Raw genomic sequence first — 24203 nt, 5'->3', positions numbered from 1 at the left:
CTATGGTTGATTGGATTGTTGAGGATCTGTTTTAACAGCTTGGGTTTGTTGTTTTTTCTGAACGAGTTTTTGATTAGCAAGACGTTTGCGTTGAGCATATCCAGCAATAGTAATAGAGAGTAATAAAGTGGTACCATTAAATAATGGCTCTACCCAGAATGCGCCACCAAATTGTTGGATACCTGAAATACCAATGGCAAGAATTGCAATACCAACAATTGTACCCCATACATTTACTCTTCCTGGGCGGATAGTGGTACTACCTAAAAATGCACCTACTAAAGCTGGTAATAAATAGTCCATACCAACACTGGCTTGCCCAACACCTTGTTGTGCAGCGATAAGTACTCCAGTAAAACCAGTCAAAGTGCTAGAAGTAATGAATGCACAGATAGTATATTTTTTTATAGAAATACCATTTAGTCTTGCAGCAGTTGGATTACCGCCCACTGCATACATACAACGACCAATAGCAGTGTGTTCAGTAATAATCCATAATACTAATGCAACAATAAGAACATAGAGAGCTGAAATAGGTAATCCAAAAAGATCAATTCCATTAAGATCGTAGAAACCATCAGGCAAGTTACCTACAATTTGTCGTCCGCCTGAATGCCATAGTGCGATTGCGTATAACACAGTACCAGAACCGAGAGTAGCAACGAAGCTATCAATATCAGCAAGAGCAACTAAGATACCATTGAGTAATCCATAAAGTGCTGCAATAACAAGTACAATGATTACCGACATTTGCCAAGAAAAGCCGAATTGTACTTGTAAGGTGATAGCTAGAATATGCCATAAGACAATACCAAAACCGACATTTAAGTCTATTTTACCAACGATCATAGTAATCGTTGCAGCTAGTGCTAATAAGGCAATTTTAGATTTTGTTTCTAAAATTGCGTTGAGTGTTAGCATGGATGCGAAGGTTGGTGTAGTCAGAGAAAAAAGGATAACAAGTAGTACACATAACCACAATAAACCATAGCGAGTGGCCTGTTGTGATAACCAAGGAATGAATCCATCACGTTGAAGTGAAACGGCTTGTTCAAGTGCGGTTGATTTTACAGAAGTTTGCGCCATAACGAATAATCCTTAGTAAGAGTGAGATGGTGAATGCAAATGTGCTTGGTTATTAGTCAATGTTGCAGTGTTAGCTGAAGAGAGTTCAAGTAAGTTTGCAAAAGTAATATCTTCATTGAATAACTCTCCTACTACGCTACCACGGTTAAACACTAAGGCTCGATTGCATAAATTAGCAATTTCTTCAAAGTCAGTAGATATAACGATGATAGAAATTCCTTGTTCTAAGGTTTTATTTAAGACATCATAAATTTCTGCACGAGCTCCGACATCAACACCAGCAGTTGGATCTTCTAAAATGATGACTGGGGTGTTTAAGTGTAACCATCTGGCCATAACAATTTTTTGCTGGTTACCTCCAGACAATGCACTAACTTCAATAAACATATTTTTAGGCCTGATATCAAAAAGTTGAAATTTAAACCAGCTTTGTTTTAACTCTTCAACTTTGTCATACCAATGCCAAGCAGAACCTTGTTTAATAATTGGATTTAGGAATAAATTTTCAGTTGTTGTCATAGACATTACTAAACTTTCGTTAGTACGATCTCCTGCAACTAAAGAAACACCATGTTGAATTGCATCTTTAGGTGAAGTTGGGGTATAAGTTTGACCTAGAAGACGAATTTCTCCTTGATCAAGATGACGCAATCCAAAAAGTAATCTACCTATTTCTTCTTGTCCGGCACCACGTAATCCAGCAAGGGCTATCATCTCTCCTTTTCTTAGAGTAAAAGAAACTGGTCCCGTATCACCCACTACAACATTATTTAAGTTAAGAATTTCATCATTGTGTTGTGGCAATGGATAACGTTGGAATTCTCTAGTTTCTTCACCGACGATAACTTTAACGAGTTCTTTAACATCATAGCCAGTTGTTTTACCTTCTGCGACAGGGATTCCATCTCGCATCACGTAAATTCTATCTGAGATTTCAATCACCTCATCGAGACGATGAGTAACATAAATCATACCTACACCCTGTTGGCGTAAACGATGTAAAACCGAGAAAAGATGTTTTACATCACTGGCTGGTAAGGAGGCTGTTGGTTCATCAAGAATGAGAATTTTTGCATTAACGGCAATAGCTCTGGCAATAGCTAACAAGGCTTTTTCAGTTCGTGATAAGTCAAAGACCCTAGTATCTGGATCAAGATCAATACCTACTGAAGATAATGCCTGTTGGGCTTGATGACGAACTTTACGCCAATTAACGATCCCGAAGCGAGGATGACCATATCTTGGAAATCCCATAACGAAAGCCATATTTTCAGCCACTGTCATCCACTCAATTAGACCCAAATCTTGGTGGATAAACGCAATAGGCTGTTCATGAGTTGTTTTTATTGATAATGCAGAGGATATAGATTTTCCTTCAAAGAAAATCTCTCCACTATCATAGGGATAAATACCTGCTAGAATCTTAATAAGAGTAGATTTACCAGCACCATTCTCACCTAGTAAGGCAACGATTTCACCAGCATGAATATTCAAACTAACATCATTGACAGCAATATTCCCACCGAAACGTTTAATAATATGCTGCATACTTAGTATTGGCATATCTAAACTAGATGACGAATGCACGATTGGTTCTTGCATAGTCGATCCTTATATGGTGTTTAATTTGTATTCGTTTCTTATTATGAAATTTTATTTTGCTTTTTGAAATATTTAAATTTTAAATTTGTGATAAACTTCAAAGAAAAATGTTATTTTATTTTTTAATTAAATTAATAAATAAGTAACAAAATTAATATTCAAACGTTGATAGAATAGGGATGAATGCTGTATGAGAGTGAGAAAATCCACATCTATTTAGTTATAACTAAATAGATGTGGATACATAAAAGATTAAATGGATGGGGTGTTAGTATCTGTCCAACCTAGTTCTTCTGAAATATTTCGGGCCGCTTCTAGAAGGGGCTTGAGTATATGAGCATGCCCTAATTGGCTTAATTTGATAGTGGATAGTGAAACAGAGATAGTGTATTGGATTTTACCTTTTAAGTTAAACACAGGAACAGCAATACAAGAGATGCCTAATTCATTTTCTTCACGATCCATTGCAAAACCATTTTGTCTAATTAAAACAAGCTCTTGCTGCATGATTGATAGATTAGTAATGGTGTTAAATGTGAGTTGTTGAATAATATTTTGATTTCTTTCCCAATAGTCAGCCAATTTAATTGAAGAATCATAAGCCAAAAATAATTTTCCCATAGCAGAACAGTAAAGTTGCATGTATTGGCCTATATATGAACGGGTTCTAATCATACCTGTAGTTGGTTCAAGTTTATAAATAAGAATCACTTGATCATCTTCACGATATGAAAAGTTTATTGTTTCACCGATAGTTAGATTTAATTGTTCTAAGTGGGGAGCTGCAACATTGATTATGTTGATAGAAGAAAGAACTTTTTGTCCTAATGCCAGACATTTTGTAGAAAGCCTATAACTTCCAGCCGCGAGAGCAGGTTTAACATAGCCTGCACATTGTAAACTTTGTAGAAGTCGATGCGTTGTACTTTTGTTTAGTTGAGCGAGTTCTGCAATGCGTGCTAGAGGACAACCATTCGGATAATTACTTAAAATATCAAGAAGATGCAATCCTCTCACTAAGCTTTGACTTCCTGTAACTTTTTCCTCCATGTTTTTTATTGTTTCATTTTTTTGATTCATTTCTATCTAACTCTCTTTATCAATGACAGCTTCTATTTATTACCAATATATTACTATGCCTTTTTAAAATCTGCTGCTATTTAAATCACAAAATTAATGAGAAGTAGATCACAAATATAAAATAGACATAATTTTGTTGATTGACTAACTCTAAGTTAAGTTTATTATACGAAATATCATTTCACAATATGAAATATTAAGGAGAGAATATGAGAGTTAGTTATGAAGAGCTAAAAGCTGAGTTTAAACGTGTGTTGTTATCAAGAGGAGTAAGTGAAAAAACTTCTGAGGCATGTGCAACTATGTTTGCTGATACAACACAAGCTGGAGTTTATTCCCATGGAGTGAATCGTTTTCCTAGATTTATTCAACAGTTAGAGAAGGGCGATATTCATCCAGAAGCTGAACCGACAAAAGTCTTATCTTTAGGAGCAATTGAACAATGGGATGCTCATCAAGCCATCGGGAATTTAACCGCGAAAAAAATGATGGATCGTGCAATGAATATTGCTGATGAGTTTGGTATTGGCGTAGTTGCATTAAAAAATGCAAATCACTGGATGCGTGGTGGTGGTTATGGTTGGCAGGCTGCAGAGAAAGGATATATCGGAATTTGTTGGACAAATTCGATTGCAGTGATGCCACCATGGGGAGCAAAGGAATGTCGTATTGGTACTAACCCTCTTATTATCGCTATTCCTAGTAATCCTATTACGATGGTAGATATGTCTTGTTCAATGTATTCCTATGGAATGTTAGAGGTAAATCGTTTAGCGGGACGTCAAACGTTTGTAGATGCAGGGTTTGATGATAATGGTAATTTAACGCGTGATCCTGCAACGATTGAACGTAATCGTCGTTTATTACCAATGGGATTCTGGAAAGGATCTGGGTTATCAATAGTACTCGATATGATTGCAACATTACTTTCTAATGGACTATCTGTAGCAGAAGTTACAGAGGAGAAAGATGACGAATATTGTGTCTCTCAAGTTTTTATTGCTATTGAAGTAGATCGCTTAATTGATGGTAAGACCAAAGATGAGAAACTAAATCGCATCATTGAATATGTAAAAACAGCAGAACGTGCCGATCCAAATGTAGAAGTGCGGTTACCAGGGCATGAATTCACAACACTGCTAGCGGATAACAAAGCAAATGGTATCCCTGTAGATGACACTGTATGGCAAAAACTCAAATCTTTATAGGTATTAACTAATTCAATTTTTTATAGGAGGTGTATATGTTTTTTGGACATATTAAGCAAGTGGAATTTAGTCATTATCCAGCTGCAATTCAGAAGGCATTAGCATTTCTACAACAAACTGATTTCGAACAATTAGAAGTTGGGCGTTACCCAATTGAGGGAGATGTTATTTTTGCTCAAGTGTTAGATTTAGTTACTCAAGAGAAATCAACATTGTTACCTGAAGCACATGAACGTTATTTAGATGTTCAATATTTACATAGTGGTGTAGAGATGATTGGTGTATCTGTAAACCCACCTCCTTTAGAAATTGCCAAACCTTATGATTCAGATAGAGATATTTTATTTTATAAAGATGTTGAAAATGAAACGATGCTGATTATGAATCCTGGTAATTTTGCGGTGTTTTTTCCACAAGATATTCATAGACCAGCTTGTATTTATCAAAATTCTTCATCTATTCGAAAAATTGTAGTGAAGGTTTCAATAGATTTATTGAAATAAAGAGGGGAGTATGGAGAGTTTCAGTTTATATATTAAAAAGCTATTAGAGATATGTGTTGCTGTTATGTTAGCAGTGATGTCTTGTTTAGTTTTTTGGAATGTCGTACTTCGCTATGGTTTTAATACTAGCTTTACTATGACAGAAGAATTATCTCGTTTTTTATTTGTTTGGGTCATTTTTTTAGGGGCTATTTTAGCTTTTATGGAAGATTCTCATGTAAATGTTGCAATTCTTTCAGAGAAGTTATCGGCAAAAGGTCGGAGTTTATTGAGTTTAAGTACTGATGTAATAATGCTGGCTTGTTGCTATCTCATTTTTGTTGGTAGTTATCAACAGATGATTATTAACTGGCATAACCTTTCTCCAATTTCTAGTATCCCAACAGGCATTAGTTTTTTAGCAAGTGTGCTAATGAGTGTATGTGTAGGACTTTTACTGCTATCTCGCTTGTTGATAAATACAGTGATCTTTTTTAAAGGAGAAAAAGTATGACTATCTTTATTTTTCTCGTTGTCTTATTAGGAAGTATTTTTTTAGGTATTCCTGTCGCTTTTTCCTTAATTGTATGTTCTGTGGCATTAATGTTTCATCTCGATGTTTTTGATCCACAAATTTTGGCACAAAATTTAGTTAGTGGCGCAGATAGTTTCTCCTTACTTGCTATTCCATTTTTCGTCTTGGCTGGTGAGATTATGAATGAGGGAGGGTTGTCTAAACGTATCATTGATTTGCCAATGAAGTTGGTTGGTCATAAACGTGGAGGCTTAGGATTTGTTGCTATTATCGCAGCAATGATTATGGCGAGTTTATCTGGTTCAGCTGTTGCAGATACGGCAGCAGTTGCAGCAATGTTGATTCCTATGATGAAGACAACAGGATATCCGATAAATCGTTCTGCAGGACTTATTGGTGCAGCAGGAATTATTGCCCCAATTATTCCACCATCAATTCCATTTATTATCTTTGGTGTTAGTAGTGGCGTATCTATTACAAAACTTTTTTTAGCAGGCATTTTCCCGGGTATTTTAATGGGAATATGTTTAGCGCTTCTTTGGGCATGGCAGGCAAAACGTTTAAATTTAATGACCTTCTCAAAGGCGTCGAAACAAGAGTTATGTATTTCTTTTAAAAATAGTATCTGGGCATTATTACTACCTGTGATCATTATTGGAGGATTCCGTTTAGGTATATTTACACCAACAGAAGCAGGTGCGGTAGCTGCGTTCTATGCATTATTTGTATCATTATTTATTTATCGTGAACTAAAAATTTCTCAACTTTATAAAGTCTTAGTTGCTTCCGCAAAAACTACCGCAGTGGTGATGTTACTTGTTGCAGCTGCTCAAGTATCAGGTTGGTTAATTACTATCGCTGAATTACCACAACAAATCACGGAATTACTTGAACCGTTATTAGATTCACCAACAATGCTATTAGTAGTGATTATGGTTGCTGTATTTGTTATTGGTATGGTGATGGATCTAACACCAACAGTATTAATTCTTACACCAGTGTTAATGCCTTTGATTGATGAAGCCGGTATCGATCCTGTTTATTTTGGTGTGTTATTTATTCTGAATACATCTATTGGTTTGATTACACCACCGATTGGTAATGTATTGAATGTTATTACGGGGGTTTCTAAGTTGCCTTTTGATCAGGCAGCAAAAGGAATTTTACCGTATATGACAATGTTATTGGGATTGTTGATGTTGTTTATCTTCTTTCCTGCTCTTGTCTTAGTGCCTTTCCATTGGCTACAACCTTAATTTAAGGAGAAAAAAATGAAAAAATTAACAGTTCTTTTTGCTAGTTTAACTTTAATTGCTGCTGCGGTAAGTGCTCAAGCTGCAACTTCATTACGTTTTGGATATGAAGCACCGAGAAGTGATACACAACATCTTGCAGCCAAAAAATTTGATGAATTATTAAAAGAAAAGACTAAAGGGGAAATTAAACTTTCCTTATTCCCAGATAGTACATTAGGTAATGCACAAGCAATGATTAGTGGTGTTCGCGGTGGTACGATTGATATTGAAATGTCTGGTTCGCCTAATTTTAGTGGCTTAGTATCTAATTTGAATGTTATTGATATTCCATTTATTTTCCAAAATAAAGAACATGCATATCGTGTTTTAGATGGAGAGATTGGGCAAGGACTACTTAAAGAGTTAGAAGATAAAGGCCTTAAAGGTTTAGCGTTCTGGGAAGTTGGTTTCCGTTCAATGACTAACTCTAAACGTCCAATTAATAAACCTGATGATGTTAAAGGGTTAAAGATTCGTACCAATCAAAATCCTATGTATGTTAAAGCCTTCCAATTATTAGGTGCAAATCCAGTGCCAATGCCATTATCTGAATTATATACAGCATTAGAAACTAAGGCGGTAGATGCTCAAGAACATCCAATTGGTATTGTGTGGTCAGCAAAACTTTATGAAGTACAAAAATACTTATCACTAACTAACCATGGTTATACCCCACTAATTGTAGTAATGAATAAAGCTAAATTTGACTCTCTTTCACCTGAAGTACAAAAAGCCATTGTTGCTGCTGCACAAGAAGCTGGACAGTATCAGCGTAAACTTAACGCAGAGAAAGAAGCTGAGATTTTAAATAAGATGAAACAAGCTGGAGTTGAAGTTGTTGAGAATGTTGATGTCCAACCATTCAAGGCGATTGTTGAACAACCTGTACGTCAATTCTTTATTGAGAAAAATGGTGATGCTCTTATTAAAGCGGTCGATGCTTTAGCAAAATAATTTCACCATATTCATTATTTAAATGTTTTGGAGAGGGGATGTGTTCTCTCTCCTGATTATAGTAGGGAGCAATAATGGCATTTTGGCTTGGAATAGACTGTGGTGGCACCTTTATCAAAGCTGGTATTTATGATGATAACGGGCAAGAGTACGGTACTTTTAGAAAAAATTTGACAGTAATTAATGAGTATCAAGGATGGGCTGAGCGAGATTTAAACGAATTATGGTCTAGTTGTGCAGGTGTTATTAAAGGTGTTTTACAACAGAGTAATATTGCTCCAGGTTTAGTCAAAGGTGTTGGTATTTCTGCACAAGGAAAAGGGGTATTTTTGCTGGATAAACAACAACGGCCATTAGGTCGTGGTATTTTATCATCTGATCAACGTTCTTTAGATATCGTTAGAAATTGGCAACAGCAAAACATTCCACAAAAATTGTATCCAATTACTCGTCAGACGCTTTGGACTGGGCATCCAGTATCTATTTTACGCTGGCTAAAAGAACATCAGCCAGAATGTTATAGTAATATTGGTACAGTATTTATGTCTCATGACTATCTACGTTTTTGTTTAACTGGAAAGATAGCTTGTGAGGTAACGAATATTTCTGAATCTAATCTTTATAGTATGCAAACAGGTGAATATGACACCCAACTTGCTTCCTTATTAGGAATTGAAGAAGTAATACCTTGTTTTGCACCAATCATACAATCGTCAGAAATAGCAGGTTATTTAACAGAAAAGGCAGCGAAAGAAACTGGATTAGTTGTTGGAACTCCAGTAATGGGAGGTTTATTTGATGTAGTTTCTACTGCTATTTGTTCAGGTATCCAATGTGAACAAAAAGGAGAGAATAGTAAGTTAAATGTTGTTCTAGGTACGTGGACTGTTGTCAGTGGAATTACAGATTATATTGATGAGTCACAGAAACTTCCTTTCGTTTATGGGCGTTATGCACAAAGAAATCAATTTTTAGTGCATGAAGCAAGCCCGACATCAGCAGCAAATTTAGAGTGGTTTACTAAACAGTGGCCACAATTAAGTTATGACGAAATTAATCAAATGATAGAGGAACTACCAAAGGCTGAGAGTAGTATTTTGTTTGTTCCTTTCTTATATGGTTCTAATGCTGGGTTGGGAATGAGTGCTGGTTTTTATGGGTTGCAGTCTCTTCATACCACAGCACATTTATTGCAAGCTGTTTATGAAGGTGTGCTTTTTAGTTTAATGACTCATTTGGAACGAGTGCTGAAACGTTTCCCTACTACAAAAGTTTTAAGATTAACTGGAGGTCCGGCAAGATCAAAAGTGTGGATGCAAATGCTTGCAGATTTAAGCGGATTACCAATTGAAATTCCTATCGTGTCGGAAACAGGATGCTTAGGTGCTGCATTAGCTGCTATGGTTGGTGGCAGAATATATCCGGACTTTACAACTGCGCAACAACAATTACAACATGAAGTCTTAGTTGTTTCACCAGACTGGTCGGCACATGAAAAATATCGAGAGAAATACTATCGCTATACTCAATTTGTTAATGCTTTAAAAACATTAGTGTAATGATTTTATTAGGAAAAATACTTTGGAGATGTTATGACAAGACCATTATTGCAATTAGCGTTAGATTGCCAAGATATGGATGTAGCAATCAACAGTGTTGAGGGAGTAAAGGATTATATCGATATTATTGAGGTTGGTACAATTCTTGCCTTTTCTAAAGGTATGTCAGCTGTAAAAGAATTAAGACAAAAATATCCGAAACATATTTTAGTTTGCGATATGAAAGCGACAGATGCGGGTTCGGTATTGGCAAAAATGGCGTTTGAAGCTGGTACCAATTGGATAACGGTTTCCGCAGCAGCACATATTGCGACAATCGAAGCAAGTAAAAAAGTAGCGGATCAATTTGGTGGTGAAATTCAAATCGAATTGTATGGACATTGGACTTATGCAGATGCAAAACAATGGGTAGATTTAGGTATTACTCAAGCAATTTATCACCGTCCTCGAGATGCAGAGTTAGCTGGAATTGGTTGGACTGAAGCTGATTTAGAGAAAATTGAGAAACTATCGTCTTTAGGGTTACAGCTTTCTATTACTGGAGGTATTGAACCGGAAACACTAGCGTTATTTAATAAATTTAATGTTAAAGCTTTTATTGCTGGTAGAGGATTAACTGGGGAACATGGTGCAGCAATGGCTCAAGAGTTTCAACAAGCAATCAAACAAAATTGGTCATAGATAATTTATGTAGGAGATAACATGAGAAAGCATAAGTTAGGTATTTATGAGAAGGCACTCCCTAAAAATTTAACATGGAAGGAGCGTTTAGCAGTAGCAAAGGTTTGTGGATTTGATTTTGTTGAAATTTCTATTGATGAGACCGATGAACGCTTAAGCCGTTTGGATTGGAGTAAGGAACAACGTTTGGAAATTGTCAAAGAGATCCTTGAGACTGGAGTGACTATTCCATCAATGTGTTTATCAGGACATCGTCGTTTTCCATTTGGTAGTCGTGATGAAAATATTCGCCAACAAGCTTATAGCATTATGGAAAAAGCAATTCAATTGGCCGTGGATCTTGGGATCCGTACTATTCAATTGGCTGGTTATGATGTGTATTACGAAGAACAGGATGAAGGTACAATAAATCGTTTTGCAGAAGGTTTAGCTTGGGCAATAGAAAGGGCTGCAGCTAATCAAGTGATGTTGGCCGTAGAGATTATGGATACTGAATTTATGAATTCTATTACGAAGTGGAAAGAGTGGGATAAACGTTTTGCTTCCCCATGGTTCACAGTGTATCCAGATGTTGGTAATTTAACTGCATGGGGTAATGATGTTACTAAAGAATTAACATTAGGTGTCGATCGTATTGCAGCTATTCATTTAAAAGATACTTTTGCTGTTACTAAAACTTGCAAAGGACAATTTAGGGATGTGCCCTTTGGTAAAGGGTGTGTAGATTTTGTTAATGTATTTAGAACATTACAAAATTTAAATTATAGAGGTGCTTTTTTAATTGAGATGTGGACTGAAAAAGCAGAGGAACCTATAACAGAAATTATTAATGCAAGACGTTGGATAGAGCATCACATGCAAGAAGGAGGCATTATATGTTAGAACAATTAAAACAACAGGTATTTGAAGCAAATTTAGATTTACCTAGATATGGCTTAGTCACTTTCACTTGGGGGAATGTTAGTGGTATTGATAGAGCATCCGGATTAGTGGTTATTAAACCTTCCGGTGTTGATTACGATATAATGACGGTTGACGATATGGTTGTTGTAGATTTAACAACAGGTAAAGTTGTTGAAGGGAATAAAAAACCTTCTTCTGATACCCCCACGCATTTAGAACTCTATCGCCAATTTCCAACAATTGGAGGGATTGTTCATACTCATTCAAGACATGCTACTGCCTGGGCACAAGCAGGGTTAGATTTAACCGCTTTAGGTACCACACATGCTGATTATTTTTATGGAGCTATTCCATGTACACGCAAGATGACAGAACAAGAAATTCAAGGTGAATATGAGTTAGAAACAGGGAAAGTTATTGTGGAAACTTTTCATAAAAGAGGTATCGAGGCAAAAGACATCCCAGCTGTTTTAGTCAATTCACATGGTCCGTTTGCTTGGGGAACAGATCCTCATAATGCAGTACATAATGCAGTAGTTTTAGAAGAAATTGCTTGTATGAATTTTATGAGTTACCAATTAAACCCACAAGTTCATTCGATGCAACAGGTGTTGCTCGATAAGCATTATTTACGTAAGCATGGCAAGAATGCTTATTACGGACAATAACAATCCGCACGTGAAACGTGCGGTTTTTCGGCTACCCTATAAGGGCCTAAAACTTCACATGTCCCTCAAGGGGCATGTGAATACTGACAACCGCTTAATAACTTTGTGATTTACCCCTTAAAGGGGTCTACATATTCTTTCTTCGATAAATTATCTTAAATCATATCTTCCTTTTCTTGATTCCTGATATACTCTTCTACAACTTTCGTGTTTAAACCTACTGTGCTCACATAATACCCTTTTGCCCAGAAATTCCGATTTCCATACTTATATTTCAAGTTCGCATGCCTTTCAAATATCATCAATGATGATTCCCCTTTCAAATAGCCCATAAAGCTCGACACTGCCAGCTTCGGGGGGGGGGATTCTTACCAGCATATGAATATGATCTTTCATCGCATGTGCTTCTATTATTTCGACATCTTTGTAATTGCACAATTATCTCAATATACTTCCTATATCCATCCTTAATTTCCCATAGATTGCCTTTCTACGAAATTTGGGGATAAAAACAATATGATACTTACAGTTCCATCTTGTGTGTGATAGACTTGAGTCGTCATTGGTCTTACTTACCATTGGCATTTCCTCCTATATTATGAAGTTTGGTTGTCAGCCTTTTTCATTATATCGGAGGATTTTTTTGTTCACCGCTTAAGCTTTTTGATTCCATACGCATAGCGTATGGTTTTTATAGCCAGACATTGTCTGGCTATAATAAAAAATAGTGGGATCATTCCCACTATTTTTTATGTAGAGCTTATAGATTAACCAACCACCACGATACGTTTCATATCTTTCATATAACCACGTAGTTTTTGACCCACTTTTTCGATTGGGTGATTACGGATTGCATCATTGACATCACGTAATGTAATGTTATCAATTTCTACTGTTGGTGTTGCTTCACCTAAATCACCTTTTTGTAATTGAGGTACCAATTTTTCACGCATAATTGGTGTTGCAACATTAGCAAATAGATAGTTACCGTATTCTGCGGTATCAGAGATAACAACATTCATTTCGTATAAACGTTTACGAGCAATGGTATTGGCGATTAATGGTAATTCGTGTAAAGACTCATAGTAAGCAGATTCTTCGATAATACCGCTAGAAACCATAGTATCAAAAGCAAGTTCTACCCCAGCTTTTACCATTGCGATCATTAATACACCATTATCGAAGTATTCTTGTTCTTTAATTTTTCCTTCATATTTAGGCGCATTTTCGAATGCAGTTTTACCTGTTTCTTCACGCCAAGTAAGTAGGTTTTTATCGCCATTTGCCCAGTCTGCCATCATTGTTGCAGAGAATTCACCGCTAATAATGTCATCCATATGTTTTTGGAATAAAGTGGTTAACATTGCTTTGATTTGTTCAGAAAGTTCAAATGCACGTAATTTTGCACTATTAGATAAGCGATCCATCATTAAGGTGATACCACCTAATTTCAATGCTTCAGTGATGGTTTCCCAACCATATTGTACTAATTGTGCTGCATAAGCAGGATCTTTGCCATCTGCAACTAATTTGTCGTAACAAATTAATGAACCAGCTTGTAACATACCACAAAGGATAGTTTGTTCACCCATTAAGTCAGATTTTACTTCAGCAACGAAAGATGACTCTAATACACCAGCACGATGACCGCCAGTTGCTGCTGCCCACGCTTTAGCAATTGCCATTCCTTCACCTTTAGGGTCATTTTCTGGGTGAACAGCGATTAACGTTGGCACCCCAAAGCCACGTTTATATTCTTCACGTACTTCGGTACCAGGGCATTTTGGTGCAACCATTACAACAGTAATATCTGGACGAATTTGTTCACCAACTTCAACAATATTTAAACCATGAGAGTAACCTAGTGCTGCCCCTTGTTTCATTAGTGGCATTACTGCTTTTACAACACTGCTGTGTTGTTTATCTGGGGTAAGGTTGATGACTAAATCAGCTTGAGGAATAAGATCTTCATAGCTACCTACTACAAAACCATTTTCTGAAGCGCGTTGGAATGAAGCACGTTTTTCAGCAATCGCTTCTTTACGTAATGCGTAACTTACATCTAAACCAGAGTCACGCATATTTAAACCTTGGTTTAGACCTTGTGCACCACAACCTACGATGACTACTTTTTTACCTTTTAAGAAGTTTGCTTCATCAGCAAATTCGCTACGATCCATAAAACGGCAGCGACCTAATTGATCAAGTTTTTGACGTAAGTTTAATGTATTGAAATAGTTAGCCATAAATACTCCTGTGAGTCGTAATAGATTAATTGTGTTTACTTAAGTCAGTAAATAACTGTTATGATTTGAGTATAAGCCTTTTTTTTATTGCGTAAATTGATATTATTGGAATCTGTAATTGCAATATATGCAATATTTTTAACAAAACCATTTGATGGGATAACAATATGGACTTTCAACAACTAAAATTATTTCTACATCTTTGCGAAAGTAAAAACTTTGCGAGAACTGCTGCATTGAATCATCTCAGTCCATCAACCCTTTCACGTCAAATTCAACGATTAGAAGATGAAGTTGGCAAAACATTATTTTGGCGCGATAACCGTTCGGTAGAATTGACGCCGACAGGGGAACAATTTTACCAATTTGCTGAAAAAACATTGCAAGAGTGGCGATTGTTACAGCAACAACTACAACCAAATACAATGGATTTAGTTGGTGAAATTCGTCTATTTTGTTCTGTGACAGCAAGTTATAGCCATTTACCGGAAATTTTAGCGCGTTTTCGACAAAAGCATCCGAAAGTAGAAATTCAGCTAACGACAGCTGATCCTGCGTTAGCAGTACAGCAAGTGCAAAATAGACAGGTTGATCTAGCCATTGCCGGGGAACCGGAACAATTACCGGATAGTGTGATTTTCCATCGTATTGATTTGTTATCTTTTTCTTTAATTGCCCCAAAAGTAGCTTGTGTAGCTAATCAGTTGTTGCAGCAAACACCAATTAATTGGCAAGAGATCCCTTTTATTGTGCCGGTGGAAGGGCCTGCTAGACAAAAAATCGGGCAGTGGTTTCAACAAAAAGGCATTAAACATCCGAAGATTTATGCCACTGTGGCAGGGCACGAAGGGATTGTGCCGATGGTCGCAATGGGTTTTGGTTTAGCATTATTGCCAGATGTTGTTATTGCTCATAACCCAATGAATACACAAATCACCTATTTAAACATTGAACCTAGTATTGATTTCCTTTCTTTAGGTGTATGTGTCAATCAAAAAAATCTACAAAACCCTGTGGTAAATGCGTTTTGGCGGAGTTTGGTGAAATAAAAAAGGTTTACCCATTTGAAATGGGTAAACCAGGCTTAGTTTAGGAGCTAGAGTTAGAAATTTAATTTTTGATGAAAATATTTTTATATTTATCGAAGATAACAGCGATGATAAGGATTAAACCACGAATAACGTATTGCGCAAATGGTGAAACATTTAATAAGTTCATCGCATTTTCGACGGTGCCAAGGATAAGTACACCCGCAATAAGGTAAGAAACTTTTGCAATCCCACCATTTAAAGAAACCCCACCTAATACACAAGCAGAAATAGCGGTTAATTCGAAACCTATGGATGTCATTGGTTGACCACTAGTCATACGGGCTGCTAACACAACACCGGCAATAGCTGCCATTAAACCAGAAATAGTGAAGATAATAATTTTGTATTTGGTTACATTGATACCGGCTAATCTTGCAGCTTCTTCGTTACCACCAATCGCGAGAACATTACGACCGAATAATGTTTTATTTAATAAGATTGAGAAGATAATAAAAGCAATAATAGTTAACCAGATAGGTACAGGAATACCAAAAATATTAGTGTTACCAAGAGCAAAGAAGCTTTCTTCTTTGATACCGACTGCAATACCATCAGAGATGATATAACCAAAACCACGAGCAATTTGCATAGTAGCAAGTGTAGTGATAAATGCATTGATATTTAGTTTGGCAACAATAAATCCATTAATTAAACCAAAGATGATTCCCATAGCAATTCCAGCTATACCGCCAACAAGAACATTTCCTGTTGCATTGATGACGACAGCGCAGACTACACCAGAACAGGCGATAACAGATGCGACGGAAAGGTCAAATGCACCAGCTGCTAAACAAAGCATCATTCCACAACCGACTAAACCACTCATAGAAATGGCTAAGCCAAGTCCTTTCATATTGACGAAAGATGAAAAGTTAGGAATAAATAATAGGCAAATAATAAAAATGATGGCAAAAATAGATAACATGCCAAATTTATCCCAAAAGCGAGATAAATTAAAATTGTTGTGAGTACGCGTAAGGGTTTCGGTAGTCATAAACTTTCTCCTCAGTAATTCTTTAATTTTTGTTTAGCATTGCATATTTAAGGGCAGCTTCTTCACTAAATTGTGATCTAGCTAATTCCCCAGTAATTGCCCCATTTTTCATCACTAATAGGCGATCTGATAAGCCTAAAACTTCAGGTAAATCACTGGAGATAATAATGACGCAGACGCCTTTATTCGCAAGTTCGTAGATAAATTGATAGATTTCTGATTTAGCGCCAACATCAATACCTCTTGTTGGTTCATCTAAAATGATCACTTTGGTATTTAATGAAAGCCAACGACCTAAGATCACTTTTTGTTGGTTACCACCTGATAAGTTACCGATTAATTGGTATTCTGATGGGGTTTTAACTCTCAATGCAGCGATTTGTTTTTTAGCATTAATATCTTCCCAGTCTTCTTGGATAAAAGTGTTTAGACTTAAATGATTTGGTCTAGCACTCATATTAATATTTTCTTTTACCGATAGAATTGGCACGATACCGCAGGCTTTGCGATCTTCAGGGCAGTAAGTAATACCATAACTGATAGCATTTTTAGGGCTATTAATTTGTAATTTTTGATCTTCAAAAAAGATTTCACCTTGTTGTTTTGGATCAGCACCAAAGATCAAACGGCATAGTTCGGTACGACCAGCTCCAACTAATCCGAATAATCCTAAGATTTCTCCTTTTTGTACGGAAAATGATACTTCTGAGGAGAGTTTTTCCCCTTTTAGATTTTTGACAAATAAACCAGGCCCTTGATATTCACGAGGTGTATAGTGATAAATATCGTTGATATTACGACCAACCATTAAGCTCACTAATTTTTCATTAGTCAGTTGATGAATATCATATTCAGTTTTCACATGTGTACCATCTTTAAAAATAGTGATGGCATCACATAAAGAGAAGATTTCTTCCATACGGTGTGAGACGTAAATAATGATACAACCGCTATCACGAAGTTCACGGATAACTTTAAATAAGTTTTGAATTTCTCGATTAGAAAGACTACTTGTTGGTTCATCAAAAGCAATAACTTGTGCTTTTCTACTGAGTGCTTTCGCAATTTCTACCATTTGTTGTTGCCCAATAGATAGTTCTTTCAATGGAGTGTCAGGAGAAATAGTTTCACCTAAACGTAATAAAATTTGTTTAGCATTTTGATTTAAAAGTTTTTTATCAACACAACCATTTTTTATTGGAAATTGGCCAAGATAAATATTCTCAGCAACAGTTAATTCTGGAATAAGATTTAATTCTTGATAAATAATCGCAATTCTATTCTTTAATGCCTTTGCTGTATTATTATTTACGATAGGAACATTATTTAATCTTAATTCACCTTCATCGGGTTGATATAATCCGCTTAATATTTTTAAGAGTGTTGATTTTCCTGCACCATTTTCACCCATTAATGCGTGAATACTTCCAGCTTTTACATCAAAAGTAATATTAGAAAGTGCTTTTACTCCAGGAAATATTTTGCTTATTTTATGGAAAGTTAATAATTTAATTTTATCATTCATATTCCCTCCTGATACCTCTATTTCCAGTTATTAAATACTGGAAATAGAGGAAATGAATTTAATAAAGTTATAGACCTTTTTTCTCCAACTCTTTTTTATAATTTTCACGTGTTAATAACACGACATCAGATACTTCTAAGTGAGTTGGATTTGGTGCTTCACCTTTTGTAATCCATTTGTAGAGTAATTCAGCAGTATGGTAACCATGAACGTCTGGGCTAGGTAATAAAGAACCATAGAAGCCAGTAGGTTTTTCTTTAGCAAGTTCATTTTTCGCATCAGTACCATTAATACCGATGGCAATGACGTTATCTGCATTAAAACCTTGTCCTTCTGTTGCGCGTACACCACCTAATACAGTATTGTCATTCATACCAACAATTAACCATTTTTTCACTTCAGGGTGTTGTACTAATAAGGAATTTGCCGCATCTAATGCACCCGGAATATCGTTGGTCTTGGTAGGTACTCGATAAATTTTTTCTGCTGGGAAACCTAGTTTAGTGAGGGATTCAATCGAACCATGAACACGACGACGAGCGGTATCTAATTCGTCAGCGGTAATAGCCATCACTGCGGTTTCAGCGATGTCCCATTTACGTTTTTGCATTTCTTTATAAAGTTCTTCACCTTGGCGGCGGCCAATATCCGTTGCAGCCATCATCACTAAAGGTACATCTTCCATAGGTTCACCTTTAGCATTAAGGAATTGATCATCAACAGTAATCACCTTGAGATCGTATCCTTTCGCTTTGGCTATAATGGCAGATCCAAGTTTTGGATCTGGGGTACAGATAACAAAGCCTTTTGCACCAGAAGCTGCGATAGTATCAATAGCATTTAATGTCTTTTCACCATCAGGAACGGCGATTTTTATCACTTCAAAACCGTAATCTGCACCAGCTTTATCAGCAAAAGTCCATTCAGTTTGGAACCATGGTTCTTCAGGTTGTTTAACTAAGAAACCAATTTTTACTTTTTCATTATCACTTTTACCAAAAAGTGCTGCAGATGCATTCATAGAAATAGATAAGCTACCTAGAAGTAAACTAGAAGCTAAAATACTTTTTAAAAAGGTTCTTTTTTTCATGATATTTCCCTCATGGTGATTAAATAGTCGAGCTTCATTTTTCATAAAAAAATATTTTTTTTAAGTGAGCTTGATCACAAAAAAAAATTATGACCGAAATGTCCATATATTTAGCCATTAAATTAATTATGAGAGATTTGGTAAGGTTTTTTATTTAAATTAGTAAAAAATTAATAGCAATAAATTCCATATTAATAACAGAAATAGATATAGAAAAAATAGGGATAAATTCCGATTATTTGGTCTGCATTAATAGCTTAATGGGACTATAAAAATGGAAGAGAATAAATATGTAATAGGATTAGATTTTGGATCAGATTCTATTAGGGCATTAATTGTTGATGTATTAAATGGGAATGAATTAGGCAGTGGTGTTTGTCATTATCCTAGATGGATGGAAGGGAAATATTCTGATGCAAAGATATCTCAATTTCGTCATCATCCGCAGGATTATATTGATGCGATGACATCAGCTGTACAACAGGCATTATCTTCAGTAAACAAGGACGTTGTAAATAATATTATTGGTATTGGTGTTGATACAACAGGTTCGACACCAGCTCCGGTAGATGAAAATGGTGTGGTATTGGCATTAAAACCGGAATTTGCTGAAAATCCAAATGCTATGTTTATTTTATGGAAAGACCATACTGCAATAGATGAAGCGGAAAAAATTAATCTGTTAGCCCATTCGGGAGAGTTTCCAGATTATACGCGATATGTTGGTGGCGTATATTCTTCAGAATGGTATTGGGCAAAAATTGCTCATATTAATGAACAAGATAGCGCAGTTGCTAAGGCTGCATATACTTGGGTAGAACTAGCAGATTGGGTACCAGCATTATTGACCGGCAATATTGCACCAACTCAAATTCGACGTGGTGTCTGTGCAGCAGGGCATAAAGCATTATGGCATGCTGATTGGGATGGTTTACCAAGTGAAGAATTTTTAACCGCGATCTCACCAACCTTAAAATCATTACGTGCGCATTATTCAAAACAAGTCTATACCTCAGATCAAGAAGCAGGAAAATTGAACCAACAATGGGCGGAAAAATTAGGCTTACCTATTGGCATTAGTGTTGCTGTTGGTGCTTTTGACTGTCATATGGGAGCTGTCGGTGCCGGAGCGAGAGAAAATGATTTAGTGAAGGTAATAGGCACATCTACTTGCGATATTTTGATGGTGAAAAGAGAAGATGTTACAGGAAAACTCATTGAAGGTATCTGTGGTCAAGTAGAAGGTAGCGCATTACCTGACTTTGTCGCTTTGGAAGCAGGACAATCAGCTTTTGGTGATGTATATGCGTGGTATCAACGATTACTAGCGTGGCCTCTTCAATTAGGTGCAGAAAAATATCCTGAACTTAAGGAAAAATTACAGGATATTTCCTCTTCTTTATTACCAACACTTTCCCAGTTGATTGAACATCATTCCGATAGCCATGTTTTAGCGTTAGATTGGTTTAATGGTCGTAGAACACCTTTTGCTAATCAACATTTAAAAGGGGCGATCGTCAATATGAACTTGGGTACCAATGCTGTAGATATTTTTCGTTGTTTAGTTGAATCAACAGCGTTTGGTGCAAAAGCTATTAATGACTGCTTTTTAGATCAAGGGATGACGATTAAACGCATTATCGCTATTGGCGGTATCTCAAAAAAATCAGCAAGTATTATGCAGTTATGTAGTGACGTGATGGAAACGGAAATTGCCGTTGTTAAATCAGACCAATGTTGTGCATTAGGTGCTGCGATTTTCGCTGCATTAGCTGCTGGTGTTTATACCGATAGCATTAGCGCTCAAAAGGCGATGTCAAGTAAATTTATCAAAGTATATCAACCAGATAGAGAAAGAAGCCGTTATTACCGAGAAAGATATGAACAATATCTTATGTTTGGTAATTATATGGAAGAAATCATTATGGCAACTGCGGCTCAAACTGAGAAATAGGACAACGTTATGACTTTTAATCGTTATGAAATCAGTTATTTAAAAGAACAGGTTTATCAAGCCAATATGGCATTACCTAAATATAAATTGATTACTTTTACATGGGGAAACGTTTCAGGGATTACCGAAGATCGTCAATTTATGGTGATAAAACCAAGTGGCGTTGATTATGACAAGTTGACCGCAGACAGTATGGTAGTAGTGGATCTCAGTGGTAATGTGGTTGAAGGTAAATTACGACCATCTTCAGATACATTAACGCATATAGAACTTTATCGCCAATATCCAGAGATCAAGGGCATTGTTCATACACATTCACCTTACGCGGTAGTTTGGGCGCAAGCGAAAAAAGCAATTCCTGCGTTAGGAACAACACATGCGGACTATTTTTATGGCGATATTCCATGTAGTCGTGCATTAACAGAGCAAGAAATCAAAGAAGCCTATGAGAAAAACACAGGGAAAGTGATCATTGAAACTATTCAACAACAAGATCCTTTAGCTATTCCAGGGATTGTGGTCAGCGAGCATGGGCCGTTTGCCTGGGGTAATTCACCTGATAATGCGGTACATAATGCAGTGGTCTTAGAAGAAGTGGCCAAGATGGCTTTATTTAGCAAATTACTGAATCCAGAGTTAACAAGAATTGATCAACATATTCTTGATAAACACTATTTTAGAAAACATGGTAGCGATGCCTATTATGGACAAAAATGACAGAGCAAGATAAAAGGTGACATTTATGCAAAAAATTTATCAACAACAATTATGGTTTATCACTGGTTCACAAACATTATATGGCGAAGAGGTGCTTGCCACAGTAGATAAAGATAGCCAAGAAATCGTGGCGAATTTTAACCAAAGCCAACAAATTTCCATGCCGATCGTTTATAAAGGAACAGCAAAAAGCCCAACTGAAATTTATGATCTTTGTTTAGCAGCAAATAATGATAAAAATTGCGTCGGTATTATTTTATGGATGCATACATTTTCGCCAGCAAAAATGTGGATCAAAGGATTACAAAGTTTAAATAAACCATTTGTCCATTTGCATACTCAATTTAATGCTGCTTTGCCATGGAATAGCATTGATATGAACTTTATGAATACCAATCAAAGTGCACATGGCGATAGAGAATTTGGCTTTATTTGTACCCGTTTAGGTATTAATAGAAAAGTTATTGTAGGGCATTGGAAAAATCCTACTGTGCACTATGCATTAGATCAGTGGGGACGTGCAGCGATTGGTTGGAATGAAGCTCAGAATTTAAGAGTTGCTAGATTTGGCGATAATATGCGTCAAGTTGCAGTGACAGAAGGTAACAAAGTTTCAGCACAAATCAAATTTGGTTTTGAGGTTAACGCTTATAGTGTTGGTGCTTTAGCAAAAGTCGTAAATGCTGTTAGTGATGAAGATGTTGAGAAACTTATTGAAGAGTATTGCCAACAATATGAAGTTGCAGAAGAGCTGCTAACAACACCAGCATCACGTCAAATTTTACAACAAGAAGCTCGCTTAGAACTTGGTTTAGAACGTTTCTTAGAAGAAAAAGGTTGTAAGGCATTTACTAATAATTTTGAAGATCTTGTTGGATTAACAAATCTTCCTGGTTTAGCGACACAACGTTTAATGGATAAAGGCTATGGTTTCGGTGGTGAGGGAGATTGGAAAACAGCCGCAATGACCCGAATAGTGAAGGTAATGACTAAAGGATTACCTGGTGGTACTTCATTTATGGAAGATTATACCTATCATTTCTCTGCAGAAGATCAGGTGCTTGGTGCCCATATGTTAGAAGTTTGTCCTTCAATTGCTGCAGCTCGCCCTCGTCTTGAAATTCATTTGCATACTATAGGTTGTAAATGTGATGTTGCTCGTCTTGTGTTTACTGGAAAAGCGGGTAGAGCGATCAATCTTTCTTTAATTGATTTAGGCGATCATTTCCGTTTTGTGAGTAATCATCTTGAAACTGTTACTCCTCCAGAAGATATGCCTCATCTCCCAGTAGCAAGGGCATTATGGAAGCCATTACCAAATCTTGCTGTTTCTGGGGAAGCGTGGATTTATGCTGGTGCAGCTCACCACTCAACTTATTCTCAAGCAGTTACACAAGAAATGTTGGATAATTTTGCCGACATTGCTAATGTTGAGATGGTAGTTATTGATGAAGATACAAAAATTCGTGAGTTCAAACGTCTTTTAAAATAAAAACAATACATCATCCTAATTTTGTATAGAATATGCATTTATCAGTAATTACTGATAAATGCATTTTGTTGTTTAGTTAAATCATATTATTGGGAAGGTTTGTCTATTATGGAAAATAATAATCCTTTATTGCCTGGATATAAATTTGATCTGCATTTGGTAGCAGGGCTAACACCTATTCATCAAGGTGAAATACTGGATTTTATTATTGATCGACCAAATGGTATGAAAGGATATATATTAAATCTTACTACACAAGGTATGGGATATATTTATTCAGGAAAAGAATATTTCTCAGTAAAAAAAGGCGATTTAATTCTATTTCCACCACATATTATACATAATTATCAACGCCATCCAGAAATGGAGAGTTGGTATCACCGTTGGATTTATTTCCGTCCAAGAGGATATTGGAAAGACTTTTTGCAATGGGAAGAAAATATTGATGGAATTTTATTAACCAGAAATATTGATCAGCAATCTTATCACTGTATTGAAAAATTATTTATTGATGTTGAGGAACAAAGTAAATCGACACAATCTTATTCTACAGAATTAGCAGAAAATTATTTAGAACAATTGTTAATTCGTTGTAAGCGTCTGCAACCAGCAAGTTTTTCAAGAAAAATTGATGCTAGAATTTTGCAAGCGATTAATTATATGATGGATGATATAAAACAAGATTATAGTATTAATGAAATTGCTGCTCATGTATATTTATCGCCTTCTCGATTGATTCATTTATTTAGTCAGGAAATGGGGATGTCCATTTTAAAATGGCGGGATGATCAGCGAATTAATTATGCGAAGCAGCTGTTATTTACAACTAATATACCGATTGGTGCTATTTCACGTAATGTCGGATTTACAGATCCTCTGTATTTTTCAAGGGTTTTTAAGAAGAAAGTTGGTGTGAGTCCTAAAGTATTTCGTGAGAGTTTTGTAGAAAATAGAAGTGAAAATAGTGAAGTAGAGTTAAAAGATGAATTGATTTAGTAGTATTTTTATTTTTAGCTTAGTAGTAAATAATGTTGAAAAAGC

At 36.1% G+C, this 24203-nt stretch carries 21 protein-coding genes and 1 pseudogene; 14 read left to right on the top strand and 8 right to left on the bottom strand.

Annotated elements, in window-relative coordinates; genetic code table 11:
- From NYR30_RS10720 to NYR30_RS10710, 3 genes are all read right to left on the bottom strand, one after another.
- Entirely contained in the window at positions 1 to 1086 is a 1086-nt protein-coding gene (locus tag NYR30_RS10720) for an ABC transporter permease (RefSeq protein ID WP_066109211.1), read from the bottom strand.
- Between the two features lie 12 nt (positions 1087 to 1098).
- Entirely contained in the window at positions 1099 to 2634 is a 1536-nt protein-coding gene (locus NYR30_RS10715) for a sugar ABC transporter ATP-binding protein (protein WP_082966175.1), read from the bottom strand.
- A gap of 306 nt (positions 2635 to 2940) precedes the next feature.
- Entirely contained in the window at positions 2941 to 3768 is an 828-nt protein-coding gene (locus NYR30_RS10710; protein ID WP_066108259.1) for an IclR family transcriptional regulator, read from the bottom strand.
- Between the two features lie 209 nt (positions 3769 to 3977).
- Here NYR30_RS10710 and yiaK point away from each other — a divergent pair, with 209 nt between their 5' ends.
- From yiaK to araD, 9 genes are all read left to right on the top strand, one after another.
- Positions 3978 to 4976 (top strand): 3-dehydro-L-gulonate 2-dehydrogenase, encoded by a 999-nt coding sequence (gene yiaK, locus NYR30_RS10705; RefSeq protein WP_066108254.1) that lies wholly within the window; start codon positions 3978 to 3980, stop codon positions 4974 to 4976.
- Positions 4977 to 5011: 35 nt separating this feature from the next.
- Positions 5012 to 5479: a NanQ anomerase/TabA/YiaL family protein gene (locus tag NYR30_RS10700; RefSeq protein ID WP_066108249.1), complete on the top strand. Its 468-nt coding sequence runs from the start codon at positions 5012 to 5014 to the stop codon at positions 5477 to 5479.
- A 10-nt stretch (positions 5480 to 5489) separates the two neighbouring features.
- Positions 5490 to 5972, top strand: coding sequence for a TRAP transporter small permease subunit (locus tag NYR30_RS10695; RefSeq protein WP_066108247.1), 483 nt, complete (start codon positions 5490 to 5492; stop codon positions 5970 to 5972).
- The gene (locus NYR30_RS10690; protein WP_066108245.1) at positions 5969 to 7249 is read left to right on the top strand and encodes a TRAP transporter large permease subunit; all 1281 of its coding nucleotides are present in this window, start codon (positions 5969 to 5971) and stop codon (positions 7247 to 7249) included. Before NYR30_RS10695 ends, NYR30_RS10690 begins: the two co-directional genes overlap by 4 nt.
- A 15-nt stretch (positions 7250 to 7264) precedes the next feature.
- Complete coding sequence (locus NYR30_RS10685) at positions 7265 to 8242, top strand: TRAP transporter substrate-binding protein (protein WP_066108240.1); 978 nt, start codon at positions 7265 to 7267, stop codon at positions 8240 to 8242.
- A 74-nt stretch (positions 8243 to 8316) separates the two neighbouring features.
- Positions 8317 to 9801, top strand: coding sequence for an FGGY-family carbohydrate kinase (locus NYR30_RS10680; protein ID WP_066108237.1), 1485 nt, complete (start codon positions 8317 to 8319; stop codon positions 9799 to 9801).
- Positions 9802 to 9834: 33 nt separating this feature from the next.
- Positions 9835 to 10482, top strand: coding sequence for a 3-keto-L-gulonate-6-phosphate decarboxylase UlaD (locus NYR30_RS10675; protein WP_066108234.1), 648 nt, complete (start codon positions 9835 to 9837; stop codon positions 10480 to 10482).
- 21 nt (positions 10483 to 10503) lie between these two features.
- Entirely contained in the window at positions 10504 to 11364 is an 861-nt protein-coding gene (locus NYR30_RS10670) for an L-ribulose-5-phosphate 3-epimerase (RefSeq protein WP_066108230.1), read from the top strand.
- Entirely contained in the window at positions 11358 to 12053 is a 696-nt protein-coding gene (gene araD, locus NYR30_RS10665) for an L-ribulose-5-phosphate 4-epimerase (RefSeq protein WP_066108227.1), read from the top strand. The genes NYR30_RS10670 and araD overlap by 7 nt, the downstream gene beginning before the upstream one ends.
- Positions 12054 to 12208: 155 nt before the next feature.
- On the opposite strand, the pseudogene tnpA reads toward araD, so the two are convergent.
- Together tnpA and ilvC are read right to left on the bottom strand one after the other, a co-directional pair.
- Positions 12209 to 12632, bottom strand: a pseudogene (gene tnpA / locus NYR30_RS10660) (IS200/IS605 family transposase).
- A gap of 188 nt (positions 12633 to 12820) precedes the next feature.
- Positions 12821 to 14299 carry a ketol-acid reductoisomerase gene (gene ilvC / locus NYR30_RS10655; RefSeq protein WP_066108224.1) on the bottom strand — a complete coding sequence of 493 codons (1479 nt, stop codon included), beginning with the start codon at positions 14297 to 14299 and terminating at the stop codon, positions 12821 to 12823.
- Between the two features lie 167 nt (positions 14300 to 14466).
- On the opposite strand from ilvC, the gene ilvY reads away from it, so the two are divergent.
- Complete coding sequence (ilvY, locus tag NYR30_RS10650; protein ID WP_302501051.1) at positions 14467 to 15348, top strand: HTH-type transcriptional activator IlvY; 882 nt, start codon at positions 14467 to 14469, stop codon at positions 15346 to 15348.
- Between the two features lie 61 nt (positions 15349 to 15409).
- On the opposite strand, the gene araH is transcribed toward ilvY, so the two are convergent.
- From araH to NYR30_RS10635, 3 genes are all read right to left on the bottom strand, one after another.
- A complete protein-coding gene (araH, locus tag NYR30_RS10645) occupies positions 15410 to 16384 on the bottom strand; it encodes an L-arabinose ABC transporter permease AraH (protein WP_066112956.1) in 975 nt (324 codons plus the stop codon).
- 22 nt (positions 16385 to 16406) lie between these two features.
- Positions 16407 to 17909 carry an L-arabinose ABC transporter ATP-binding protein AraG gene (gene araG / locus NYR30_RS10640; RefSeq protein ID WP_302501048.1) on the bottom strand — a complete coding sequence of 501 codons (1503 nt, stop codon included), beginning with the start codon at positions 17907 to 17909 and terminating at the stop codon, positions 16407 to 16409.
- A gap of 67 nt (positions 17910 to 17976) precedes the next feature.
- Positions 17977 to 18999 carry an arabinose ABC transporter substrate-binding protein gene (locus NYR30_RS10635; protein ID WP_082966155.1) on the bottom strand — a complete coding sequence of 341 codons (1023 nt, stop codon included), beginning with the start codon at positions 18997 to 18999 and terminating at the stop codon, positions 17977 to 17979.
- 274 nt (positions 19000 to 19273) lie between these two features.
- Here NYR30_RS10635 and NYR30_RS10630 point away from each other — a divergent pair, with 274 nt between their 5' ends.
- The 4 genes from NYR30_RS10630 (at position 19274) to araC (ending at position 24158) form a co-directional block, all read left to right on the top strand.
- Positions 19274 to 20953, top strand: a complete 1680-nt coding sequence (locus tag NYR30_RS10630; protein ID WP_302501044.1) for a ribulokinase — start codon at positions 19274 to 19276, stop codon at positions 20951 to 20953.
- A 9-nt stretch (positions 20954 to 20962) separates the two neighbouring features.
- The gene (locus NYR30_RS10625; protein ID WP_066112953.1) at positions 20963 to 21670 is read left to right on the top strand and encodes an L-ribulose-5-phosphate 4-epimerase; all 708 of its coding nucleotides are present in this window, start codon (positions 20963 to 20965) and stop codon (positions 21668 to 21670) included.
- Positions 21671 to 21695: 25 nt separating this feature from the next.
- Complete coding sequence (gene araA / locus NYR30_RS10620) at positions 21696 to 23162, top strand: L-arabinose isomerase (protein ID WP_066108191.1); 1467 nt, start codon at positions 21696 to 21698, stop codon at positions 23160 to 23162.
- Between the two features lie 108 nt (positions 23163 to 23270).
- Entirely contained in the window at positions 23271 to 24158 is an 888-nt protein-coding gene (gene araC / locus NYR30_RS10615) for an arabinose operon transcriptional regulator AraC (RefSeq protein ID WP_302501041.1), read from the top strand.
- The last annotated feature ends 45 nt before the right edge of the window (positions 24159 to 24203 follow it).

Source organism: Gallibacterium salpingitidis (genome assembly GCF_030517105.1).
GTDB lineage: Bacteria > Pseudomonadota > Gammaproteobacteria > Enterobacterales > Pasteurellaceae > Gallibacterium > Gallibacterium salpingitidis.
The sequence above is the reverse complement of the archived record's forward strand: the minus strand, read 5'-3'. Positions and strand labels throughout refer to the sequence as shown.

What these genes read in the sequence shown, in the direction of transcription:
- ilvC (WP_066108224.1), bottom strand. Translation starts at nt 14,299, where the DNA reads ATGGCTAACTATTTCAATACATTAAACTTACGTCAAAAACTTGATCAA.
- NYR30_RS10720 (WP_066109211.1), bottom strand. Translation starts at nt 1,086, where the DNA reads ATGGCGCAAACTTCTGTAAAATCAACCGCACTTGAACAAGCCGTTTCA.
- yiaK (WP_066108254.1), top strand. Translation starts at nt 3,978, where the DNA reads ATGAGAGTTAGTTATGAAGAGCTAAAAGCTGAGTTTAAACGTGTGTTG.
- NYR30_RS10715 (WP_082966175.1), bottom strand. Translation starts at nt 2,634, where the DNA reads ATGCAGCATATTATTAAACGTTTCGGTGGGAATATTGCTGTCAATGAT.
- NYR30_RS10695 (WP_066108247.1), top strand. Translation starts at nt 5,490, where the DNA reads ATGGAGAGTTTCAGTTTATATATTAAAAAGCTATTAGAGATATGTGTT.
- araH (WP_066112956.1), bottom strand. Translation starts at nt 16,384, where the DNA reads ATGACTACCGAAACCCTTACGCGTACTCACAACAATTTTAATTTATCT.
- araG (WP_302501048.1), bottom strand. Translation starts at nt 17,909, where the DNA reads ATGAATGATAAAATTAAATTATTAACTTTCCATAAAATAAGCAAAATA.
- araA (WP_066108191.1), top strand. Translation starts at nt 21,696, where the DNA reads ATGCAAAAAATTTATCAACAACAATTATGGTTTATCACTGGTTCACAA.
- NYR30_RS10630 (WP_302501044.1), top strand. Translation starts at nt 19,274, where the DNA reads ATGGAAGAGAATAAATATGTAATAGGATTAGATTTTGGATCAGATTCT.
- NYR30_RS10710 (WP_066108259.1), bottom strand. Translation starts at nt 3,768, where the DNA reads ATGAATCAAAAAAATGAAACAATAAAAAACATGGAGGAAAAAGTTACA.
- ilvY (WP_302501051.1), top strand. Translation starts at nt 14,467, where the DNA reads ATGGACTTTCAACAACTAAAATTATTTCTACATCTTTGCGAAAGTAAA.
- NYR30_RS10690 (WP_066108245.1), top strand. Translation starts at nt 5,969, where the DNA reads ATGACTATCTTTATTTTTCTCGTTGTCTTATTAGGAAGTATTTTTTTA.
- NYR30_RS10670 (WP_066108230.1), top strand. Translation starts at nt 10,504, where the DNA reads ATGAGAAAGCATAAGTTAGGTATTTATGAGAAGGCACTCCCTAAAAAT.
- NYR30_RS10685 (WP_066108240.1), top strand. Translation starts at nt 7,265, where the DNA reads ATGAAAAAATTAACAGTTCTTTTTGCTAGTTTAACTTTAATTGCTGCT.
- NYR30_RS10700 (WP_066108249.1), top strand. Translation starts at nt 5,012, where the DNA reads ATGTTTTTTGGACATATTAAGCAAGTGGAATTTAGTCATTATCCAGCT.
- NYR30_RS10680 (WP_066108237.1), top strand. Translation starts at nt 8,317, where the DNA reads ATGGCATTTTGGCTTGGAATAGACTGTGGTGGCACCTTTATCAAAGCT.
- NYR30_RS10675 (WP_066108234.1), top strand. Translation starts at nt 9,835, where the DNA reads ATGACAAGACCATTATTGCAATTAGCGTTAGATTGCCAAGATATGGAT.
- NYR30_RS10635 (WP_082966155.1), bottom strand. Translation starts at nt 18,999, where the DNA reads ATGAAAAAAAGAACCTTTTTAAAAAGTATTTTAGCTTCTAGTTTACTT.
- araD (WP_066108227.1), top strand. Translation starts at nt 11,358, where the DNA reads ATGTTAGAACAATTAAAACAACAGGTATTTGAAGCAAATTTAGATTTA.
- araC (WP_302501041.1), top strand. Translation starts at nt 23,271, where the DNA reads ATGGAAAATAATAATCCTTTATTGCCTGGATATAAATTTGATCTGCAT.
- NYR30_RS10625 (WP_066112953.1), top strand. Translation starts at nt 20,963, where the DNA reads ATGACTTTTAATCGTTATGAAATCAGTTATTTAAAAGAACAGGTTTAT.